Below are 18,797 nucleotides of genomic sequence, written 5' to 3' on the forward strand. Positions count from 1 at the left end.
GACGACGGAAAGTCGCCGAAACCGAACTTCGGAATCGCGGGAGTGTGGACAACCGGCATCATAAGGCCCTGATCTTAAACAATCCTCCATAAATGCATGGCAATATTAACCATGTTTGATTTGCAACTATCCAGGCTCCTGTGCTCAGCAGGGAACGGGAGCGCCGAGGAGACGGATAGAAGATGCTGCAACAGGTACACGACATCGACGATGCGCTGATCGATCAACTGCAACGTTCGGCGTTCGACTATTTCATGCTCTACACCAATCCGGAAAACGGACTGGTGGCGGATACCTCCATCAAGACGAGCCATTGCAGCATCGCCGCGGTCGGCTTTGCGCTATCGAGCTATCCGGTCGCTGTCGAGCGCGGCTGGATCAGCCGCGCCGATGCGGCCAAACGGGTGCTGGCCGCTCTGGATTTCTTCGCCAATAGCGATCAGGGCACCGAGCGTGGCGCGACCGGCCATCGCGGCTTCTACTATCACTTCCTCTATATGGAGACCGGCAACCGCGCCTGGAACAGCGAGCTTTCGACCATCGATACCGGTCTGTTGCTACTCGGCGTCCTGACGGCTGCCGCCTATTTCAATGGTGCCAGCCAGGCCGAACGCGATATCCGCAAGCAGGCGAAATTCCTTTACGAACGGTGCGACTGGCACTGGGCGCTGAACAAGGGCCAGACCATCAGCATGGGCTGGAAGCCCGCAAGCGGCTTCCTGCGCTGGCGCTACCAGGGCTATGACGAGGCGATTTTCCTCTATGTGCTGGCGCTCGCCTCGCCCACGCATGCGATCCCGCCCTCGAGCTATGATGCCTTCGCCTCGACCTATACCTGGATGATGTTCAAGGACACGCCCTTCCTCTATGCGGGGCCGCTCTTCATCCACCTCTTCTCGCATGCCTGGATCGATTTCCGCGGCATCCGCGACAAGCATGTGGCCGACAAGGACACTGATTACTTCCGCAACACGCAGACGGCGATATCAGTGCAGCGCGATTACACGGAACGTAATCCCGGCCATTTTACCGGCTATACGAAGGATGTCTGGGGTCTTTCGGCCTGCGATGGTCCGAACCCCACCGGCACCAAACATAGCCTCCGCTATGCTCCAAAGGTCTTCGGCTATGCTGCGCGCGGCGCTCCGCTCGGCCCAGATGACGGCACCATCGCCCCTTGGGGACCCTTGTCCTGCCTGGCATTCGATCGTCAGGCCGCTCTCGACGGCACAAGGGCGCTGCTGTCATCCTACCCAAACCTTCTGCTCGACGGCCGTTTTCCCGGCGGCTTCAATCCGAGCGTCATGGGATCCGGCCCGGAAGGCTGGGTGGACGACCGTTCGGTCGCCATCGACCAGGGCCTGCTGGTCATGATGATCGAAAACGCCCGCACGGGCATGATCTGGGACCTGATGCGAAAATCGCCGATTCTCCGCCGCGGCCTGGAACGCGCCGGCTTCACCGGCGGATGGCTTGATGAAAAGCCGGCCGTCGCGTGATCTGTAAATCGTGAGCGGCCGTGTTTGAAAGCGCGGCAAATACACACTCATCTGACCTGCGCCTTTGACACCTCAAAGCCTCTCGATCGCCGCAATCACTTCATCCTCGACGATAATCCCCTCCGTCAGCGCGAGGCGCCGTGACGTCTGTCCGCGCCGGCCCGGCAGGCGGACATTGGGATCCCGCGTGATCTCGCTTGCCAGCAGTGCCAAGCGCCGCGCCGTATCGGCGGCACTCATCGCTGCCGGGTTGATCGCAATGATTGTGTGGCCAAGTGCCGGCGGCGCGCCCTTGTCGTCGAAGAGCGAGGAAGACTCGAAGGCATAATTGGCGCCAGTCAGGCCCGCGGCCAGGATTTCGACCATGAGAGCCAGCGCCGCACCCTTTGAATCGCCGGCGGGAACCATCGTGCCGGCCAGAGCCTCCTCGGCGTTTGTCGTCGGCCTTCCCTCGCGGTCGAAAGCCCAGTCGGCGGGGATCGAAGCGCCTTGCTGCCGCGCCGCCATCACCTTGCCGCGTGCCACTTTCGAAAGAGCCAGATCGATCACCATCGGCTCCTCATCGGGAAGCGGCGCAGCGAAAGCGATGGGGTTGGTGCCGAAAACAGGCGTCTTTCCGCCCCAAGGCGCCATGGAAGCCGGCGCATTGGCCACCATCAGCGCCACCAGCCCCTGATCGGCAAAACGCTCCACCGTCAGACCCATGACGCCGGCATGATGGGAACGGCTGATGGCGGCAAGCGCGATACCCTGCTCGCGGGCGACAGCCGAAAGCTCGGCAACTGCAAGGTCGAGCGCCGGATAGGCATAGCCGTTGCCGGCATCGATGCGCAGCACGGCAGGAAAGGGCCGGCTCAGCTGCGGCGAGGCAAAACCATCGACCTTGCCGACCTTGGCCTGTCCGGCATAGGCGGGCACGCGGCGCAAGCCGTGACCACCCTGCCCTGCCGCTTCCGCCTCGACGAGTGCGACCGCCACCGAGCGGGCATTCGCATCACTCACCTTGCTTCGCTGCAGCGCCTCCACGACCAGCGTTTCGGCTTCGGCGAGCGACAGGTGCATGAGACAAGATCCTGAACAACATGAGGCAGATAAAGACCTTCTACGCCCTCATCTGCCCTATCGCAATGCAGCAAGGCTCTCGCACTACGCCACGTCGAACTTGACGCCCTGGGCAAGCGGCAGGGTACGGCCGTAATTGATCGTGTTGGTCGCCCGGCGCATATAGGCTTTCCAGGCATCCGAACCGGATTCGCGGCCGCCCCCGGTTTCCTTCTCGCCGCCGAATGCGCCACCGATCTCGGCGCCGGAGGGACCGAGATTGACGTTGGCGATGCCGCAATCCGAACCGCGCGCGGACACGAAGGTCTCAGCTTCGCGCATGTCATTGGTGAAGATCGACGACGACAGGCCTTGCGGCACGGCATTATGCAGCGCCAGCGCCTTATCGAAATCACTGTACCTCATCACATAGAGGATCGGCGCGAAGGTTTCCTGCTCGACTGGGCCGGTCTGCTCCGGCATTTCGACGAGAGCAGGACGGACATAGAAGGCGTCAGCCGAGCCATTTTCGACGCGCTCGCCGCCCGTCACCGTGCCGCCGGCCGCCTTCGCAGCCGCAAGCGCTGCCTGCATGCGGTCGAAGGCCTGTTTGTCGATCAGCGGGCCAACCAGAGTACCGGCTTCGAGCGGATTGCCGATCGTCACCGAACCATAGGCCTTCTGCAGGCGCGGAATGAGCTGGTCATAGACGCTGTCATGAACGAAAAGCCGACGTAGCGTCGTGCAGCGCTGGCCGGCCGTGCCCATGGCGGAAAAGGCAACGCCACGCAGGGTGAGATCTAGATCGGCCGTCGGGCAGACGATGGCGGCATTGTTGCCGCCGAGCTCGAGGATGGCGCGGGCGAAGCGGCCGGCAAGACGCGGGCCGACCGCTCGGCCCATGGCCGTCGATCCGGTTGCCGAAACCAGCGGCACTTGGCGATCATCGACCAGCAACTCGCCAAGATCGCGGCCGCCGATCAGCAGCGTCGAAAGATTGGCCGGCGCTTGGCCGCCTTCGGCAACGTAGCGCTTCAAGGCCTTTTCGAACAGCGCCTGCACGGCAAGCGCCGTCAGCGGCGTCTTCTCCGACGGTTTCCAGATGGTGGAATTGCCGCAGACGATGGCAAGTGCTGCATTCCACGACCAGACGGCAACGGGGAAGTTGAAGGCCGAGATGATGCCGATCGCCCCCAGCGGATGCCAGCTTTCCATCATCCGGTGCTCGGAGCGCTCCGTGGCGATGGTGAGGCCATAAAGCTGGCGCGAGAGTCCCACAGCGAAATCGCAGATATCGATCATCTCCTGCCCTTCGCCGAGGCCCTCGGAGGTGATCTTGCCCACTTCAATGGAAACGAGACGGCCAAGGGCCATCTTGCCGGCGCGCAGCTCCTCACCAAGCAGGCGGATCAGCTCGCCGCGCTTCGGCGCCGGCACGTTGCGCCAGGACAGAAACGCCTCGTGCGCCAACGCGATCGCAGCCTTCGCCTCATCCGTCGAATGCTCCTTCAGCCGGCCGATTTCGGCGCCGGTCACAGGAGACGTGACGGCAAGCGTTCCGCCGGTATAGCGATCGGCCGACACACCGATTTCAGTCAGAATGGCCTTGGTTTCGGCAGCAAGATCCGATGTCGCGCTCATCTTGTTTCCTCTTCCCGTAATCCTCGTTCCCGGAATTGCCCTAGAGCCGGATGATTTCAGGTCGAGTCGACCTAAAATCTGAATCCGCTCTAGAATCACAGTGTGATGTCGTCCGAAAACCGCCTACACTTTTCGGCATCACGCTCTAGACTCTGGCCCCGACGAAATGCGCGGCCTGAGCACCGGCCTCGTACCACATTTCCTTTGCCGCCCTGAAGCTCGGCTCGACGATATCTGTCGCCGGCAGCGGCAGATCGGCCTCGGAAATCTGCCCAAGAATATGGCCGGCAAGCACCTTGCCGAACACGGTGCCGGGCGCGATGCCGCGGCCATTGTAGCCGGAGAAGCCGACAACGTTCTGATCCAGCTTATGGAAACGCGGCAGCGCATTGTCGGTCATGCCGATCTTGCCATACCATTCGCATTCGAAGGGAATATCGCCCAACTGCGGAAAGAGCTTTCTGATTGAGCGCCGAGCCCAGTTCTTGTGAATGGCGAGACCGGTGTTGCGCAGCGCCCCGACGCTGCCGAAGACGAGCCGGCCGGCCTGATCCATGCGGAAGGACGAGAGCACTTCCTTCGTATCCCAGGCCCCCTCGCGCCCCGGCAGCACGGACTTGCGCAAGTTGTCGCCAAGCGGCACGGTGGCGAAATTGAAATAGGGCAGGTGCACCTGCTCGTTCCGAACCTTTTCCCAGGGGCCAGTGCTATAGGCGTCCGTCGCCACCACGATCCAGTCGGCGCTCACCTTGCCGCGCTCGGTCGAAACCACCCATTTCGCACCGCTTCTTTCCGTCGATGTCACGCGGCTGCCGGTGTGGATTGTAACGCCCGCTTTCACTACGACATGGGCAAGGCCGCGCGCATAGGCAAGCGGCTGCAGCGTACCGGCGCGCATGTCGAGCAGCGCTCCGGCATAGGCCGAGCTGCCGACCCGACGCTCCGTCTCGCGCGCATCGAGCACCGTGACCGGCGCACCGCGCTTTTCCCATTGCCGGGCGCGCTCCTCGATTTCCTTCAACCCTTCGGGACCGACGGCGCAATGCAGCGTACCGTTGCGCTCGAGTTCGCAGGCGATGCCATGCTTGTCGATCAGCTCCATGACCAGTTTTGGGCCATTGCCGAGCAGATCGAGAAGCCGTTCGCCATGGACGGCACCGAGTTCACCCGGCAGATCATCCGGCATCACCCACATGCCGGCATTAATGAGGCCAACATTGCGGCCGGCGCCGCCGAAGCCGATTTCATTGGCTTCCAGCAGCACGACATTCGTGCCGGCCTCGGCCAGATGCAGCGCCGTCGAAAGACCGGTATAGCCACCGCCAACCACCACGACATCGGCGGACACTTCACCCGAAAGCGGCTTTGTTGCCGGCGGTGGCGGGGCGGTCTTTTCCCAAAGACCATGGGAGCGTGGATCATTCAGCATGAAATCGGTCCAATCGAGAGAGCTAATGGCGCCAATCTAGCGCCATGCTCGAAATTGCGGAAGCGGCAAGAGCGACATCCGATGGACATGGCATGATGCCAAAAAATCATCGGCTCTGGAGAAAAACTTGCATGGCGGCGGCGCTTTCGACCATGATAGAGAAAAGCCGGCCGCTATGGCGGCGGCAGACAGAAGCAGGACATTCTCATGAAGCCCATTTTCGTTCAGCTCCAATGCGCCCCTGGCAAGACCTATGAGGTCGCCGATGCGATCTACCAGACGGAGCTGGTTTCGGAACTGTATTCCACTAGCGGCGACTACGATCTGCTGATGAAGGTCTACATTGCCGAAGAGCAGGATATCGGCAAGTTCATCAACGACCACATCGCCAATATCCCCGGCATCGTCCGCTCGCTGACGACGCTGACCTTCCGAGCGTTCTGAGAGATCTGGATTTCGGGTCGGTACTTATTGTGATTCGGGCTGTTTTCAAAAAACGCCCCTCACCCCCCTGCCAGACGCCTCACCATTAACCCTCTTGCCCGAAACATGACGCACGCCAACCGGCGATTAAGCCTTTTTTAACCGACCCGATGATCTGTTTTGCCGACTGATCAACGGGCGGCGTGCTGCAGCGCCGGATTGCCGGTGCATAGCGCGGCATAGGGGTCGAGGGTGGATCGATGACATCGGCTGTTGCGGATATTCAGGCAAACAAGCAGGCCGGGCCGCTGATCGTGCATGTCGTGCGCCAGTTCCTGCCGAACAAGGGCGGCCTGGAAGATGTCGTTGCCAATCTCTGCCGCCAGCTGGTTTCCCGCGGCTATCGCGTGCGCGTCGTTACCTGCAACAGCCTGTTTTCCGATCCCGGCCGGGAACTTGCCGAAAGCGAAACCATCGATGGCATCGAGATCGTGCGCATCCCCTGGTCCGGCTCCAGCCGCTATCCGCTCGCGCCAAAGGTCTTCCGCCATCTGGCCGATGCCGACCTCGTTCATGTTCACGCCGTCGATTTCTTCTTCGATGCACTCGCCTGGGGCAAACTGATGCATGGGCGTCCCATGGTCGCCACCACGCATGGCGGTTTCTTCCACACGCAGAAATATGCCGCGATCAAGAAGGTCTGGTTCAATACGGCAACACGGCTTTCGGCTCTCGGCTACAACTATCTGATCTGTTGCAGCCAGTCCGACGCGCGGCTCTTTTCACAGATCGCCGACAGCCGCGTGCGCCTGATCGAAAACGGCGCCGATGTCAGCAAGTTCTCCAACTGCGCTGCCCTGGAGGCCCGCCGCCGCATCGTCACCATCGGCCGCTTCTCGGTCAACAAGCGGCTCGACCACCTGCTCGATGTCATGACGGTGCTGGCCGCCCGCGACGCAGAGTGGCATCTCGATATCATCGGCGCCGAATCGGATCTCGATCGCGCGACGCTGGAAAAGGAAATCGCCGCCCGCGACCTCGAACGCAATGTCGCGCTGCATGTCTCGATCGACGACGGCTCTATCCGCAATATTATCGCACGCGCCTCGCTCTTTACCTCGGCCTCTGAATATGAAGGCTTCGGCCTGGTGGCGATCGAGGCCATGAGCGCTGGCCTGCTGCCGGTGCTGAACGCCAACGAGGCCTACAAGGCGATGGCGGAGACGCATCCTGCCCTGATGCTGTCGGATTTCTCCGATCCGGAAGTGGCCGCCGATACCCTGACCGCAGCGTTCGAGCGCCTGGAGGCTGACGACCTGACCTTGCGGCAGGAGCTGCTGCGCGATGCCCGCGCTTACGCGTGGGACGAAGTGGCCCAGCGCTACATGGATGTCTATGCCGAAACCCTAACCCCGAAGGGCAAGTCGCCTCAGTTCCTGCGCCACCGTGGCCAGGTGGCATAACCTTCCAGAATGCCCATCAGCCAGGCCCGCTTGTAGCGGGCGGCATCGCGGTTGAAGCGCACCAGTGCCGCCAGCCAGCCGGCAACCGGCCGCAGCAGACGATAACAGACATAGGGGAGGGGAAAGGCCTGCTTGCGCATCAGCGCGCCGAAGCCGCGCCCATATTTGCGTGCCCGCTCCACCTGCCGCGGGCCATATTCGCTGGTGACCTGATCGTGATGGACGATGAGGTCGGGAAAGAACATCGCTCGTCTGCCGGCAGCAAGGGCGCGCAGCAGAAAATCCGCCTCTTCGCCGCTCTGGAACGGTGATTCCGAACCGACGCCGAGATCCTCGTCGAAGCCACCGATATCGGTTAATGCGGCGCGGCACACGAAGATGCCGTTGGAATTGCCGCATTTCAGATAATTCCAGCGCGTCAGCGCCAACCGCCTCTCGCCCGTCGGGCTGACCGAGGCGAGACCTTCGGCATCAAGCGTGCGTCCCGTGACGATCGCGAGGTCCGGATGGGCTGAAAACAGCGCCGCAGCCGTCGAAAGCGTATCAGACTCGTACCAGCAATCGTCGTCGGGAAAGCAGACGTAATCGCCCTCCGCGACCGCCATGCCGTTGTTGCGTGCCCGCGAAAGTCCCTTCGGCGAACGGACGTGCCGAATGAGGAAAGAGGAGGAAAAGCGGTGGATGAGCTCGTGCAGCCGGTCGTCGAGGTTCTGATCGACGACGACGACCTCGAAATCGCGGTGACGCTGTTCGACAAGCGAGCGGAACAGCCGCTCCAGCTGATCGAACCGATCGATCGTGCAGACGATGAGGCTGAACAATGAAACCCTCCGGACAAGCCCCAGGCGGCCAACATCAGAAGGAATGAATATTAGCCGAAGTAAAAAATGAACTTAGCGCAGCATTAAACCCTAAATATTAAGGCATATGAAATAGAGCTGACGGTATCCCCACGAAGAGCCGGATATATGCGGTTAGTTCCGGCAATTTGAGGAACGGTCTATCTTCATGACCAAGGGCATAATGGCAAATTCGGTGTTGAACGCGGCGGCGGGATTGACCCTGCTCGCGACCGGTTTTGCCTGTTCGATCATCGCGGCCCGCCTGCTCGGCCCGGAAGCCAACGGTGTGATCGCCTTTTCCCTGTGGCTGACGACAACCGGCGCGCTGATCGCCGAGCTTGGCGCCGGCGTCACGCTGCTGCGCATCCTGCCGCAGTTGAAGGGGAACGGCTATTCGGCTGAAGAACGGCGTGGCTTTGCCGCCTATCTCCTGCAGCCGACGATCCTCGCAACCGTGATCCTGCTTGCCGGCTATGCCGCCTATTACTGGGATGCGGAGCGGCTGCATTGGGCGGGCGATGCATCTGAAGTCATTGCCATAACAGGCGTGTTCTTCGTACTTCAGTCTCTCGGCGCCTACAGCAAGAACTATCTGATCGGCGAGCAGCAGGTCGGCGCCTTCCTGCGCATCACCGTGGCAAGTTCGGTGCTGCAGCTTGCGACCGTCCTCGTGGGCGCCATTGTCTTCGGCGTCAGCGGCGCGCTTGCCGGCTATGCGATCGGCCAGCTGCCTATGTTTATCGCGACACTCCGGATCGCGATTGCCCGCAAGAACAGCTGCGGCGTCGGCCTTTCCGCGCTCATCAGCTCATCGCTCATTCTTTCGATCGAACTCATCAACAGCTCGATCTTCCTCAACCGCATCGAGCTTTTGTTCCTGCAGCGCTACTGGGGCATCGAAGCGGTAGGCTTTTATGCCGTCGGCCTGTCGCTCGCCAATCTGGCGCTGCAGCTGCCCGTGCAACTGAGCGGCAGCCTGCTGCCCTATTACTCCGAACAGATGCATGCGCGCGCATCGGACAAGCTGCCCGTCGAGGTCTTCGCCGGCGTGGCGCGCAGCATCGCCTATATCACGCTGCCGATGAGCTTCGGCCTCGCGGCGATCGCGCCCGAGCTTGTCGTGACGATCTTTGGCCAGCCCTTCGCTCCGAGCGGCGGCATGGTTGCGTTGCTGTCGCTGACGGCGGCACCATACGTCTTTATGCAGATCTGCACGCAATATCTCTATTCGCTCGATCGCGTGCGCGAGCGCACTGTCATCGGAGTCATTGCCAGCTTTGTCATGGTCATCGGCTGCCTGGCCGCAGTGCCCTTTTACGGCGGTGAAGGGGCAGCGCTGGTGCGCTTCCTGGCCTTTACGGCCATGTGCCTTCTGATGGTGCGCCGGATGGAATTCGAAGGCTCGACGCGCGGTATGCTCATCAACCTTGCAAAAGTCACGGTTGCTGCCATTCTCTGCGCGATTGCAGCCTATGGTTTCGTTCAGGCGTTGACCGGCGTTGCGGGCCTCGCAAGCGCCATCATTGCCGGCGCCCTGGCCTACGGTGTCGCGCTCAGACTGCTGAAAGCCGTTCCAGCCGAGGATATCGAGGTCATGCAGAAGATCGCGGCGCGGCTGCCTGCCCGTGTCAATCCGATTGCCACGCAGGCTCTGGCTCTATTGGCGCCACGCCGAATGTGAGGAGACTATCATGGCTGGTTGGGGAGCCGCCGAAAAACAGGACAAGGAAGGGCAGACAAGATCAGCAGCCATCCCGGTAACCTTCGCCGGCACGGTCGGCCTGTTTACTCCGGCCGTTGCATCTTCGCGCGACACCGCCGTGCTGTTTCTCAGCCCCTGGGGTTTCGAGGAAATGTGCGTCCGCAAGTTCTGGCGCATTCTGGCGGAAGATCTCGCCGATATCGGGATATCAAGTCTTCGTTTCGACTATGCCGGCACGGGCGACGCGCTTGACATCGCCGACAAAGGCAATGGCCTGACACCGTGGCAGGAAACCGCGCTTGCCGCTGCCGCCAAACTGAGAGCGCTTTCCGGCTGCGAGCGCCTGATCCTCGTCAGCCAAGGGCTTGGCGGCACCATTGCCGCCACGCTCGCCGAACACCTGTCCAACATCGACGGCATCGCCTTCCTTGCGCCCGTCATCTCCGGCCGGGCCTATCTGCGCGAACTGACCGTCTGGTCCAAGATGATCGATGAAAGCATGGGGCTCGCCGAAGCGCAGCGCCAGACCGAAGGCGTCACGGTCGCCAGCCTGCGCATGCCCGATAGCGCCGCCGACGCAGTCAGGAAACTGAACCTGATGACGCTCGACCGGATCGCCGCGCCGAACTGCCTTGTGCTGGCGCGACCCGGCCGCCCGGGAGATGCAGACTTCGCGCGTCATCTCGAAACGCTCGGTCCTCATGTCGAACAGTCCGCCTATGAGGGCTATGACGATCTCGTATCGAACCCCACCATCGCCATCATGCCGACCGCGGCCGGCCGAAAAATCATCGCCTGGGTGCAATCGATCGCCGCCCGGCCTGGCACGGCTGCATCGGCGGGGCTCGTCTCCCCCGTTGCGGAACCCCTCGCCGGCGACGGTTTTCAGGAAACGCCGCTGCGTTTCGGCACGGGAAACCGTTTGTTCGGCATTCTCTGCGAACCCGAAGGTGCCCGCACCGGCGCAACCGCGCTGCTGCTGACGACCGCTTATGACAGACACGCCGGCTGGGGCCGGATGTCTGTCATCATGGCGCGGGCGCTCGCTCGCGATGGCATCGCGTCACTGCGCTTCGATACGGCCAATGTCGGCGACAGCCCGCCGCTTTCCGGCGCTCCCGAGCAGGTGCTCTATTCCCGCGAACAGCATCGGGATGTCGAAGAGGCATTGACCCTTCTGGAGCAGCGGAATCTGCTGCCGGCCTATATCGTGGGACGTTGCAGCGGCGGCTATCTTGCCTTCCAGGCGGCACTGCGCGATGCGCGCTGCAGCGGCCTCATCACGGTCAATCCCTACAGCTTTCATTGGGATGAGAGCCGATCGGTCGATGAGGCGCTACGCTTTGCTCCCCGTTCGCTGGAAACCTATGGGCGCAAACTCCTGCAGATGGAGACGCTGAAGCGGCTCTTCAGCGGCCAGATCGATGCGAAGAGCGCCATCCTCAACATGGCGACGGGCATCGGCCGGCGCGCAGCGCGAGCGGGCCGCCGGCTGCTTGGTGCGTTCCCCATCTTCGCTGCGGCTCAGGGACCCGTGTTGGGTGGCTTCCGCACACTCGCCAAGCGCGGTGTCGATATGTCGCTGATCTACAGCGCCCACGATATCGGCCTGGATCATCTGCATGACCAGTTCGGGGAGAACGGCGCCGGCTTGAAGCACTTCCCGGACATACGCCTGACCATCATTCCGGAAGCGGACCATAACCTGACCCCGCCCTATGCGCGCAAGGTGTATCTCCGAGAGGTCAGGGAGATGGGTCTGAGGCTCGCCAACCGATGACGCACTGGCCGGAAAGCCGCCGGAAATGTTCGCCCCATCCGATACTTGCTGTATAGTTGCTTCATGAGGCTCCTGATCGTCGAAGACAATCGCGAACTGGCGTCCTGGCTCGGCAAGGCGCTGCGTCAGGCGCAATATGCCGTCGACATCGCCTATGATGGCGAGGATGCCGAGCATATGCTGAAGGTTGCCGGCTATGCCGTCGTCATTCTGGATCTGTCGCTGCCGAAGATGGATGGTTTGACGCTGCTGAAACGCCTGCGCCAGAGCGGCAATAAGGTGCCGGTCATCATTTTGACGGCCAATGCCAGCCTCGACGGGCGGGTCGCCGGGCTCGACAGCGGCGCTGACGATTATCTCGCCAAGCCTTTCGAGATCGCCGAACTCGAGGCGCGCATTCGGGCCGCCGTCCGCCGCGGCCATGACCGTGCCGCTCCCGAAATCGCCGTTGGCGATCTGCTGTTCGATGGCGGAACGCGGCAGTTCTATCTGGCCGGCGAATCCCTGGCGCTGACACCGCGCGAACATGCCGTGCTCGAACATCTCATCATGAAGGCCGGCACGACCGTCACCAAGACGACGCTGTCGGAGAGCGTCTTCGGTTTCGACGATCTCGCCGATACCAGCGCCATCGAAATCTATGTGCATCGCGTGCGCAAGAAGCTCGAAGGCAGCACGGTACAGATCGCGACACTGCGCGGCCTAGGTTATCTCCTTCGCCATGCGCAGTGAAGCCTCCCCACCGACAGGGCTCCCGGGCCGCCTCGTCGGCGCGCTGACAACAAGCCTCCGGGCGCAATTGTTCGCCTGGGTGGTGCTGACGCTGATCGGCGCGATCTGCATCAACCTTTATCTCAGTTTCCGCTCAGCGGATGCGACGGCCGATCTCGTCACCGATCGCACGCTGCTTGCCTCGGCCCGTGTGATCGCCGAGGCCGTGCATGTCGATGCCAGCGGCACGGTGCAGATCGACATTCCGCCCGCTGCCTTGGAAATGTTCGACACGGGCTATGGCGACCGCGTCTTCTATCAGGTCGTGACCGCATGGGGAAATCTCGTCGCCGGTTTCCCGGACCTGCCGCGGCCGAAGCGGGATCTGATCGGCGAAGACAGGACGTTTCGCTCCGACGGCGTCCGCGTGCTCATGTTGAGCCATCCCGTCGTCGGCCTCGATCAGGACAGCACGATCTCCGTGGCGGTCGCCGTCACGCACAACAGCCAATACGCCATGCGTCGCAGGCTGTGGCTCTCGGATTTCACCAAACAGCTCGCCCTCGTCCTTCTTGCCGGCGTCGTGACCATTATCGGCCTGCAGCGGGGCCTGGCGCCCGTACTCCGGCTGCGTGACGCGGTGCGCGCACGCGGCCGTCAGCGCCTGGATCCACTGGATCCCCATATGGTGCAGAACGAGCTTCGCCCGCTCGTCCATGCGCTGAACGATCACATGGAGCGGGTGCAGAACCAGATGGCGGCGCAACGCCGCTTCGTCTCGAACGCCGCCCATCAGCTGCGCACGCCGCTGGCGCTGATTTCGACGCAGGCGAGCGTGGCCGCGCGTGAAGCCGATACCGCCAGGCGCGACGAGGCGCTGACGGCATTGCGTTCCAGCACGCGGCAGGTGACGCGCCTTGCAAGCCAGCTTCTGACGCTTTCGCGCGCCGAGCCCGGCAGCCGCCGGCCGCGCAACGACACCATCGATCTCGCGGAAACCGCCCGGCGCGTGCTGGAAACGCTCGCCGAAGAAGCCTTGCGTCGCGACATCGATCTCGGTCTGGAAGCGGACGAAAAGCCGGTACATATCGAAGGCGACGGCACCATGCTGCGCGAGATGCTGGTTAATCTCGTCGACAATGCGCTGCGCTACACGCAGGCGGGCGGCCGCGTGACGGTCGGCGTCGGCCGCGAAGGCGATACGGCCCTGCTATGGGTCGAGGACAACGGCCCGGGCATCCCGGAGGCCGAACGCTCGCAAGTCTTCGAACGCTTCTATCGCATCATGGGCACGGAGCCGGAGGGCAGCGGCCTCGGCCTCGCCATCGTCCGCGAAGTGGTCGATGGCGCCGGCGGCTCGGTCACGCTTGGCGAAGCGACGGGCGGCGGCCTGCTGGTCCGCGTGCGGCTGCCGGCCGTTTGAGAGTGCGGACGGCGCTGATGGAGGGATAGTCCCCTCTCCCGCCCGCGGAGTAGGACAATCGCATATGGGGTGGATCAGCACGGGAAATTCCTTCGCCCCAGCGGGGAGAAGGTGGCCCGAAGGGTCGGATGAGGGGGCTGGCTGATTTGAATTCATGGATTTTCGTAGTCGTGGTGGAGGCCCCTCATCCGCCTGACGGCACCTTTCCCCGAGGGGAGAAGGAGGGCGGCGGCGACTTCAGTTCATATGCGATACCCCTGACCTGCGGTGAAAAAGCCTTCGACACGAAAAAGGCCGGGCGAAACGCCCGGCCCCTGGCCTTGGGAGGTGCCAGTAATTGGCTGCTTAATGCGTGTCGAGGCTCTGCTGCGGACGCCAGCGGGTGATGCGGTTCTCGATGAGCGTCATCACATATTCGGCGCCGAGCGTGACAATCATCACCAGGATGATCGCGGCATAGAGGCCGGCGGCATCATAGGTGCCCTTGGCGATCGAGATCAGGTAGCCGATACCGGCCAGCGACCCGACGAACTCGCCGACGATCGCGCCGATGATGGCGAAGGAGAAGGAAATGTGCAGGCTTGCAAATATCCAGCTCATCGCCGAGGGCAGGATGACGTTGCGAGTGACCCGCCAGTTCGAAGCGCCAAGAATGCGGGCATTGGCAATCATGTTACGGTCGGCTTCGCGAACGCCCTGGAAGGCATTGGCGAACACGACGAAGAATACCATGATGAAGGCGAGCGCCACCTTCGACGCCAGGCCGAGACCCATGATCATGACGAAGATCGGCGCGAGAACGACGCGCGGGATCGAATTGATGGCTTTGATGTAGATCGAGAGGATGTCGGAAGCGAGCCTGTTGCGGCCAAGGGCGACGCCGACAAGGACGCCGGTCACCGAGCCGATGATAAAGCCGATCAGCGCTTCTTCCATGGTGACGCCCAGATGGTACCAGAGCGAGCCGCTCTCGGTGCCGTCGACGATCCACTCCCAGAGGCGTAGTGCGATGCCGTAAGGGCTCGAATAGAAGAACGGATCGATCCAGTGCAGGTCGGAGGCGAGCTGCCAGAGGCCGAGGATGGCAAGCAGAATGCCGACCTGCCATGCCTTGACGACATACTTGCGACGAGCGAGCGCCTTCAGCGCTGCGGCTTCGATTTCCGCGTCCGAGGTGCCGGTGCGGAAGATCGGGGCATTGCCTGCTTCGAGAGCTGTGTTTGCCATGATCAATCCTCCCTTATGCCGCTTCCGCGGCACGGCGATAGCTGGTTTCGACCTCTTCGCGCAGGTCGTCCCAGATCGTCTTGCAATAATCGATGAAGTTCTGCTCGTAACGGATTTCCGAGACGACGCGCGGGCGCGGCAGGTCGATCGTATAGACCGATTTGACCGTCGCGGGGCCGGCCGTCAGGACATAGACCTTGTCGGCCAGCGCGACGGCTTCCTCGAGATCGTGCGTGACGAAGACGACAGACGCCTGCCGCTCGGCCCAGAGTTTCAGCAGTTCTTCGTGCATCACCGTGCGGGTCTGCACGTCGAGCGCCGAGAAAGGCTCGTCCATCAGCAGGATTTCCGGCTCGTTGATAAAGGTCTGCGCCAGCGAGACGCGCTTGCGCATGCCGCCCGACAGCTGATGCGGATAGTGATGCAGGAACTTCGAAAGGCCGACGCGGGCAAGCCAGTCCTTGGCCATCTTCTCAGCCTCGGCCTTCGACTTGCCGCGAAACAGCGGGCCGGCCATGACGTTTTCAATGACATTCTGCCAGGGGAATAGCGCATCCGTCTGGAAGGCGAAGCCGACGCGCCGGTCGATGCCGTCGACCGGGCCGCCCATCAGGCGGACCTCGCCGGCGCTCGGCTTGGCAAGGCCGGTGACGAGATTGAGCGTCGTCGACTTGCCGCAGCCCGTCGGCCCGACAACGGCGACGAATTCGCCGCGCTCGACGGTCATGTTGAAATCGCGCAGTGCGGTCAGCGACTTTCCGGTCGGCGATACGAAACGGCGGCTGACATTGATGAGTTCGATCGCCGGGGTACGGCGTTCATCCTGTTGCATGGTGCTGATCCTGACGCGTGCCTTCAGGGCGTGCACGCAAAGCCCAGTGAACTGCAAAGTCTCTTGAACCGCCGCTTCCGGAACCTGTCGGAAAACTGGCCGGAAGCGGCGTCATGACTGCTTACTTGACGTTCTTCACGAATTCCGTCGTGTAGGTCTTCGACAGGTCGATCGTCTTGCCCTTCACATTCTTGGAGAACTGCGAGAGCACGGCGAGAACCGTCTTCGGACCATCTTCCGGCATCACGCCATCGGCCGTGAACATTTCCTTGCCGGCGTCGAGAGCCTTGATGTAGCCCTCCTTGTCGCCGACGTAGAAGTCCTTCGGCATCTTGTCGGCGATCTCGGCGCCGGAGTGGGTATTGATGAAGCGCAGCGTCTTGACGAAGGCGTTCGCAAGCTTCTGCACTTCTTCCTTATGGGCGTCGACCCATGCGGCATCCATATAGAGAGAAGCGGCCGGATAGGTACCGCCGAGCGCTTCCTCGGTGCCCTTCAGCGTGCGCAGATCGACGAGAATCTTGGCTTCGCCGGTCTTTAGCAGGCGCGAGATCGTCGGCTCGGTGGTCATGCCCACCTGGATGGCATCCTGCTGCATGGCGGCGATGAAGGTCTGGCCGGCGCCGACCGGAACCGGCGTGATGTCGGCCGGGGAGAGGCCCGCCTTCGACGCCATGTAGAGCGTCAGGAAGTTCGTCGACGAGCCGAGGCCGGTGACGCCGGCGCGCTTGCCCTTCAGGTCGGCGAAGGACTTGATATCCGGATATTTGGCCGAAACGAGCTCGACTTCGCCCGGTGCCTGGCTGAACTGCACGACGGACTTGATGAACTTGCCCTTGGCCTGCAGGTCGACGCAGTGGTCGTAGAAGCCGACGACACCCTGAACGGCGCCGGCCAGCAGCTGGTTTTCGGCGTCGACGCCGGCGGATTCGTTGAGAAGCTCGACCTCGAGGCCTTCATCCTTGAAGTAGCCGAGGGATTCGGCGAGCTTGGCCGGCAGGTAGATCTGCTTTTCGTAGCCGCCCACCATGATGGAAATCTTGTCGGCAGCATTGGCGGCCGTGGCTGCAAGCGAAGCAGCTGTCATGACGAGGGAAAGGGCTACGGTATGAAAAAAGGTGCGCGATGGACGCATCAATGTCTCCTCCTGTTTTATTCTTGCGCCATACGACGCGCGGGAAAGGCGCTTCCTCCACGAAGCTCAGCAAACCTAGCCTGGGCAACCTTTCAGTCAGCTTTCAGTCCGGAATCTTCCAATACAAGGCTCGACTTTTGTTTCAGCGCCGCCGGCAAGGCAAATCGGGTGGGCGTTGCCCGCTTACGCAACCAGGATGGATGTGAAGGGAAAACAGGCCTTCCTGGAATGTCGCCGGCAACTGGCGTACCTTTCAGAAAGGCACCGTTTTCAGCCTGCATCCGTCGAAAGCACTCGCGTGACCTTGGCGATTCCCTTCAGGCAACTACTTATGATTGATCGTCGCAAGGAGGTGCGATCCATGAAAGCAGCAGCCGCAGTCCTGATTCTGACAACGATAGCGCCAGCCGAGCCGGCAACGGCCATCTCGCGCTACGAGTCGTCGAGCAAAACGTGCGCGTCCGTGCAGCAACTGATCGCCAGCGAGCGCGCCGCAATATTTCGCTATCCTTCCCGAGGCGGCCGTATCGTGCTGTATGACCGGTACGTTGCCGATGACGGCCAATGTGGTTCGGGAGACTATGCCGCTCGCGCCTACGTCCCGACGAAAGACAATCCGCTCTGCCCGGTGCATAACTGCAAATCGTCTTCCATTTTCAATCCGCATTAGCGCGCTGATACGCATTGATGCTTCGGATTTTCTGTGGGTATGTGACGATGGGATTACAAAATATTACAGAAAATGACTCTCGGTTGAATTCTACCCATATTTAACGCACATTTTGCGGGCAGATAGAGCACCCGAATCCTACTTCCGGGTCTCGCGAAGTAAGGTGATATCCGCTAGGTCCCCTGTTTGATAAGGAGATTGCGCAGTGAGTGCAAAAGTACCAAACCCGATCGATGCCTATGTTGGCTCTCGCGTGCGCACGCGTCGACTTATGCTCGGCATGAGTCAGGAGCGGCTCGCTGAGCAAATTGGCGTTACCTTTCAGCAGGTCCAGAAATACGAAAAGGGCACCAATCGCATCGGTGCCAGCCGGCTGCAGGCGATAGCTGGCGTGCTGGCCGTGCCGGTTGCCTTCTTCTTCCAGCAGGACAATACGCAGCCGCTGAACACGGACGGCCTCGGCGCGATCAACGGCCTTGAGGATCTGTCGGAGTTCCTGACCTCGAAAGAGGGCCTGAATCTCAACAAGGCATTCATGAAGATCAACGATCCCAGCGTCCGCCAGTCGGTGCTGACATTGATCAAGTCGCTGGCGAATGCGTCCGATTCCCTGACGGACCATGTGCCTCGGACGGCGAACATGTCGGCAAGCCTTCGCAACTGACCTCCGGCCTCCCGGCAAACGGGCCGCGGGCATGTGCCTGCGCCAGCCTGAAACATGCTGTGAGACCTCGCATCCAGGCCCGCTGCCGAACCGTCCCGCGGACGGCGGCGGCGGCCGAGGTCATGCCGCATTAGGCTTCCGGCACCAGGATATTGCTTGCCGTGCTTTTCGCCGGTCCGCGCTTCAAACCGTTTCACTCCCTGAAATTGCAAAGTCAAGATTTTGCCACAATCAGGCCTCGTGTCACGCTGCGTGTCACGCGCCAAGCTGCAAAACATCCGTTACGCTTTGCTCATGTTCCCGGACCAGACACGA

The 18,797-nt window shown here is 61.8% G+C and carries 16 protein-coding genes; 9 read left to right on the forward strand and 7 right to left on the reverse strand.

The window, feature by feature from the left end; genetic code table 11:
* The first annotated feature begins 182 nt into the window (after positions 1-182).
* A complete protein-coding gene (locus FHT84_RS07500) occupies positions 183-1,499 on the forward strand; it encodes a glucoamylase family protein (protein WP_145645013.1) in 1,317 nt (438 codons plus the stop codon).
* Between the two features lie 72 nt (positions 1,500-1,571).
* Here FHT84_RS07500 and FHT84_RS07505 read toward each other — a convergent pair whose 3' ends face one another.
* The 3 genes from FHT84_RS07505 to FHT84_RS07515 all read right to left on the reverse strand — a co-directional run bounded on the left by FHT84_RS07505 (position 1,572) and on the right by FHT84_RS07515 (position 5,610).
* Entirely contained in the window at positions 1,572-2,561 is a 990-nt protein-coding gene (locus tag FHT84_RS07505; protein ID WP_112341464.1) for an Ldh family oxidoreductase, read from the reverse strand.
* A gap of 84 nt (positions 2,562-2,645) precedes the next feature.
* Positions 2,646-4,181 (reverse strand): aldehyde dehydrogenase family protein, encoded by a 1,536-nt coding sequence (locus FHT84_RS07510; RefSeq protein ID WP_183761535.1) that lies wholly within the window; start codon positions 4,179-4,181, stop codon positions 2,646-2,648.
* 145 nt (positions 4,182-4,326) lie between these two features.
* On the reverse strand, positions 4,327-5,610 hold the full coding sequence (locus tag FHT84_RS07515) for an FAD-binding oxidoreductase (RefSeq protein ID WP_169645186.1): 1,284 nt from the start codon (positions 5,608-5,610) through the stop codon (positions 4,327-4,329).
* A 207-nt stretch (positions 5,611-5,817) separates the two neighbouring features.
* Between FHT84_RS07515 and FHT84_RS07520 the strand changes: the two genes are divergently transcribed.
* Positions 5,818-6,054 carry an Lrp/AsnC ligand binding domain-containing protein gene (locus FHT84_RS07520; RefSeq protein WP_015341532.1) on the forward strand — a complete coding sequence of 79 codons (237 nt, stop codon included), beginning with the start codon at positions 5,818-5,820 and terminating at the stop codon, positions 6,052-6,054.
* Between the two features lie 239 nt (positions 6,055-6,293).
* Complete coding sequence (locus tag FHT84_RS07525; RefSeq protein WP_112341467.1) at positions 6,294-7,496, forward strand: glycosyltransferase family 4 protein; 1,203 nt, start codon at positions 6,294-6,296, stop codon at positions 7,494-7,496.
* Here the strand turns inward: FHT84_RS07525 and FHT84_RS07530 are convergent.
* Positions 7,463-8,317, reverse strand: a complete 855-nt coding sequence (locus tag FHT84_RS07530; protein WP_112341468.1) for a glycosyltransferase family A protein — start codon at positions 8,315-8,317, stop codon at positions 7,463-7,465. The two genes, FHT84_RS07525 and FHT84_RS07530, sit on opposite strands and share 34 nt — an antisense overlap.
* A gap of 187 nt (positions 8,318-8,504) precedes the next feature.
* On the opposite strand from FHT84_RS07530, the gene FHT84_RS07535 reads away from it, so the two are divergent.
* From FHT84_RS07535 to FHT84_RS07550, 4 genes are all read left to right on the forward strand, one after another.
* A complete protein-coding gene (locus FHT84_RS07535) occupies positions 8,505-10,019 on the forward strand; it encodes a polysaccharide biosynthesis C-terminal domain-containing protein (RefSeq protein WP_169645187.1) in 1,515 nt (504 codons plus the stop codon).
* Positions 10,020-10,029: 10 nt separating this feature from the next.
* On the forward strand, positions 10,030-11,820 hold the full coding sequence (locus tag FHT84_RS07540; RefSeq protein ID WP_113249658.1) for an alpha/beta fold hydrolase: 1,791 nt from the start codon (positions 10,030-10,032) through the stop codon (positions 11,818-11,820).
* 63 nt (positions 11,821-11,883) lie between these two features.
* Positions 11,884-12,552, forward strand: a complete 669-nt coding sequence (locus FHT84_RS07545) for a response regulator (RefSeq protein WP_112341471.1) — start codon at positions 11,884-11,886, stop codon at positions 12,550-12,552.
* Positions 12,542-13,954: a sensor histidine kinase gene (locus tag FHT84_RS07550; RefSeq protein WP_112341472.1), complete on the forward strand. Its 1,413-nt coding sequence runs from the start codon at positions 12,542-12,544 to the stop codon at positions 13,952-13,954. Before FHT84_RS07545 ends, FHT84_RS07550 begins: the two co-directional genes overlap by 11 nt.
* Before the next feature lie 345 nt (positions 13,955-14,299).
* Here the strand turns inward: FHT84_RS07550 and FHT84_RS07555 are convergent, their stop codons facing one another.
* The 3 genes from FHT84_RS07555 to FHT84_RS07565 all read right to left on the reverse strand — a co-directional run bounded on the left by FHT84_RS07555 (position 14,300) and on the right by FHT84_RS07565 (position 17,148).
* On the reverse strand, positions 14,300-15,181 hold the full coding sequence (locus FHT84_RS07555) for an ABC transporter permease (RefSeq protein ID WP_113249659.1): 882 nt from the start codon (positions 15,179-15,181) through the stop codon (positions 14,300-14,302).
* Between the two features lie 13 nt (positions 15,182-15,194).
* Complete coding sequence (locus tag FHT84_RS07560) at positions 15,195-16,013, reverse strand: ABC transporter ATP-binding protein (protein WP_113249660.1); 819 nt, start codon at positions 16,011-16,013, stop codon at positions 15,195-15,197.
* 121 nt (positions 16,014-16,134) lie between these two features.
* On the reverse strand, positions 16,135-17,148 hold the full coding sequence (locus tag FHT84_RS07565) for an ABC transporter substrate-binding protein (protein WP_112341475.1): 1,014 nt from the start codon (positions 17,146-17,148) through the stop codon (positions 16,135-16,137).
* 196 nt (positions 17,149-17,344) lie between these two features.
* Here FHT84_RS07565 and FHT84_RS07570 point away from each other — a divergent pair, with 196 nt between their 5' ends.
* Together FHT84_RS07570 and FHT84_RS07575 are read left to right on the forward strand one after the other, a co-directional pair.
* Positions 17,345-17,818 carry a hypothetical protein gene (locus FHT84_RS07570; protein ID WP_348647335.1) on the forward strand — a complete coding sequence of 158 codons (474 nt, stop codon included), beginning with the start codon at positions 17,345-17,347 and terminating at the stop codon, positions 17,816-17,818.
* A 205-nt stretch (positions 17,819-18,023) separates the two neighbouring features.
* A complete protein-coding gene (locus FHT84_RS07575; RefSeq protein ID WP_112341476.1) occupies positions 18,024-18,482 on the forward strand; it encodes a helix-turn-helix transcriptional regulator in 459 nt (152 codons plus the stop codon).
* Positions 18,483-18,797 lie beyond the last annotated feature (315 nt).

The organism is Rhizobium sp. BK289, from assembly GCF_014193575.1.
Lineage (GTDB): Bacteria > Pseudomonadota > Alphaproteobacteria > Rhizobiales > Rhizobiaceae > Rhizobium > Rhizobium tropici_C.

Coding starts and splice junctions, on each gene's coding strand:
- FHT84_RS07500 (WP_145645013.1), top strand. CDS start 183: ATGCTGCAACAGGTACACGACATCGACGATGCGCTGATCGATCAACTG.
- FHT84_RS07505 (WP_112341464.1), bottom strand. CDS start 2,561: ATGCACCTGTCGCTCGCCGAAGCCGAAACGCTGGTCGTGGAGGCGCTG.
- FHT84_RS07510 (WP_183761535.1), bottom strand. CDS start 4,181: ATGAGCGCGACATCGGATCTTGCTGCCGAAACCAAGGCCATTCTGACT.
- FHT84_RS07515 (WP_169645186.1), bottom strand. CDS start 5,610: ATGCTGAATGATCCACGCTCCCATGGTCTTTGGGAAAAGACCGCCCCG.
- FHT84_RS07520 (WP_015341532.1), top strand. CDS start 5,818: ATGAAGCCCATTTTCGTTCAGCTCCAATGCGCCCCTGGCAAGACCTAT.
- FHT84_RS07525 (WP_112341467.1), top strand. CDS start 6,294: ATGACATCGGCTGTTGCGGATATTCAGGCAAACAAGCAGGCCGGGCCG.
- FHT84_RS07535 (WP_169645187.1), top strand. CDS start 8,505: ATGACCAAGGGCATAATGGCAAATTCGGTGTTGAACGCGGCGGCGGGA.
- FHT84_RS07540 (WP_113249658.1), top strand. CDS start 10,030: ATGGCTGGTTGGGGAGCCGCCGAAAAACAGGACAAGGAAGGGCAGACA.
- FHT84_RS07545 (WP_112341471.1), top strand. CDS start 11,884: ATGAGGCTCCTGATCGTCGAAGACAATCGCGAACTGGCGTCCTGGCTC.
- FHT84_RS07550 (WP_112341472.1), top strand. CDS start 12,542: ATGCGCAGTGAAGCCTCCCCACCGACAGGGCTCCCGGGCCGCCTCGTC.
- FHT84_RS07555 (WP_113249659.1), bottom strand. CDS start 15,181: ATGGCAAACACAGCTCTCGAAGCAGGCAATGCCCCGATCTTCCGCACC.
- FHT84_RS07560 (WP_113249660.1), bottom strand. CDS start 16,013: ATGCAACAGGATGAACGCCGTACCCCGGCGATCGAACTCATCAATGTC.
- FHT84_RS07565 (WP_112341475.1), bottom strand. CDS start 17,148: ATGCGTCCATCGCGCACCTTTTTTCATACCGTAGCCCTTTCCCTCGTC.
- FHT84_RS07570 (WP_348647335.1), top strand. CDS start 17,345: ATGGATGTGAAGGGAAAACAGGCCTTCCTGGAATGTCGCCGGCAACTG.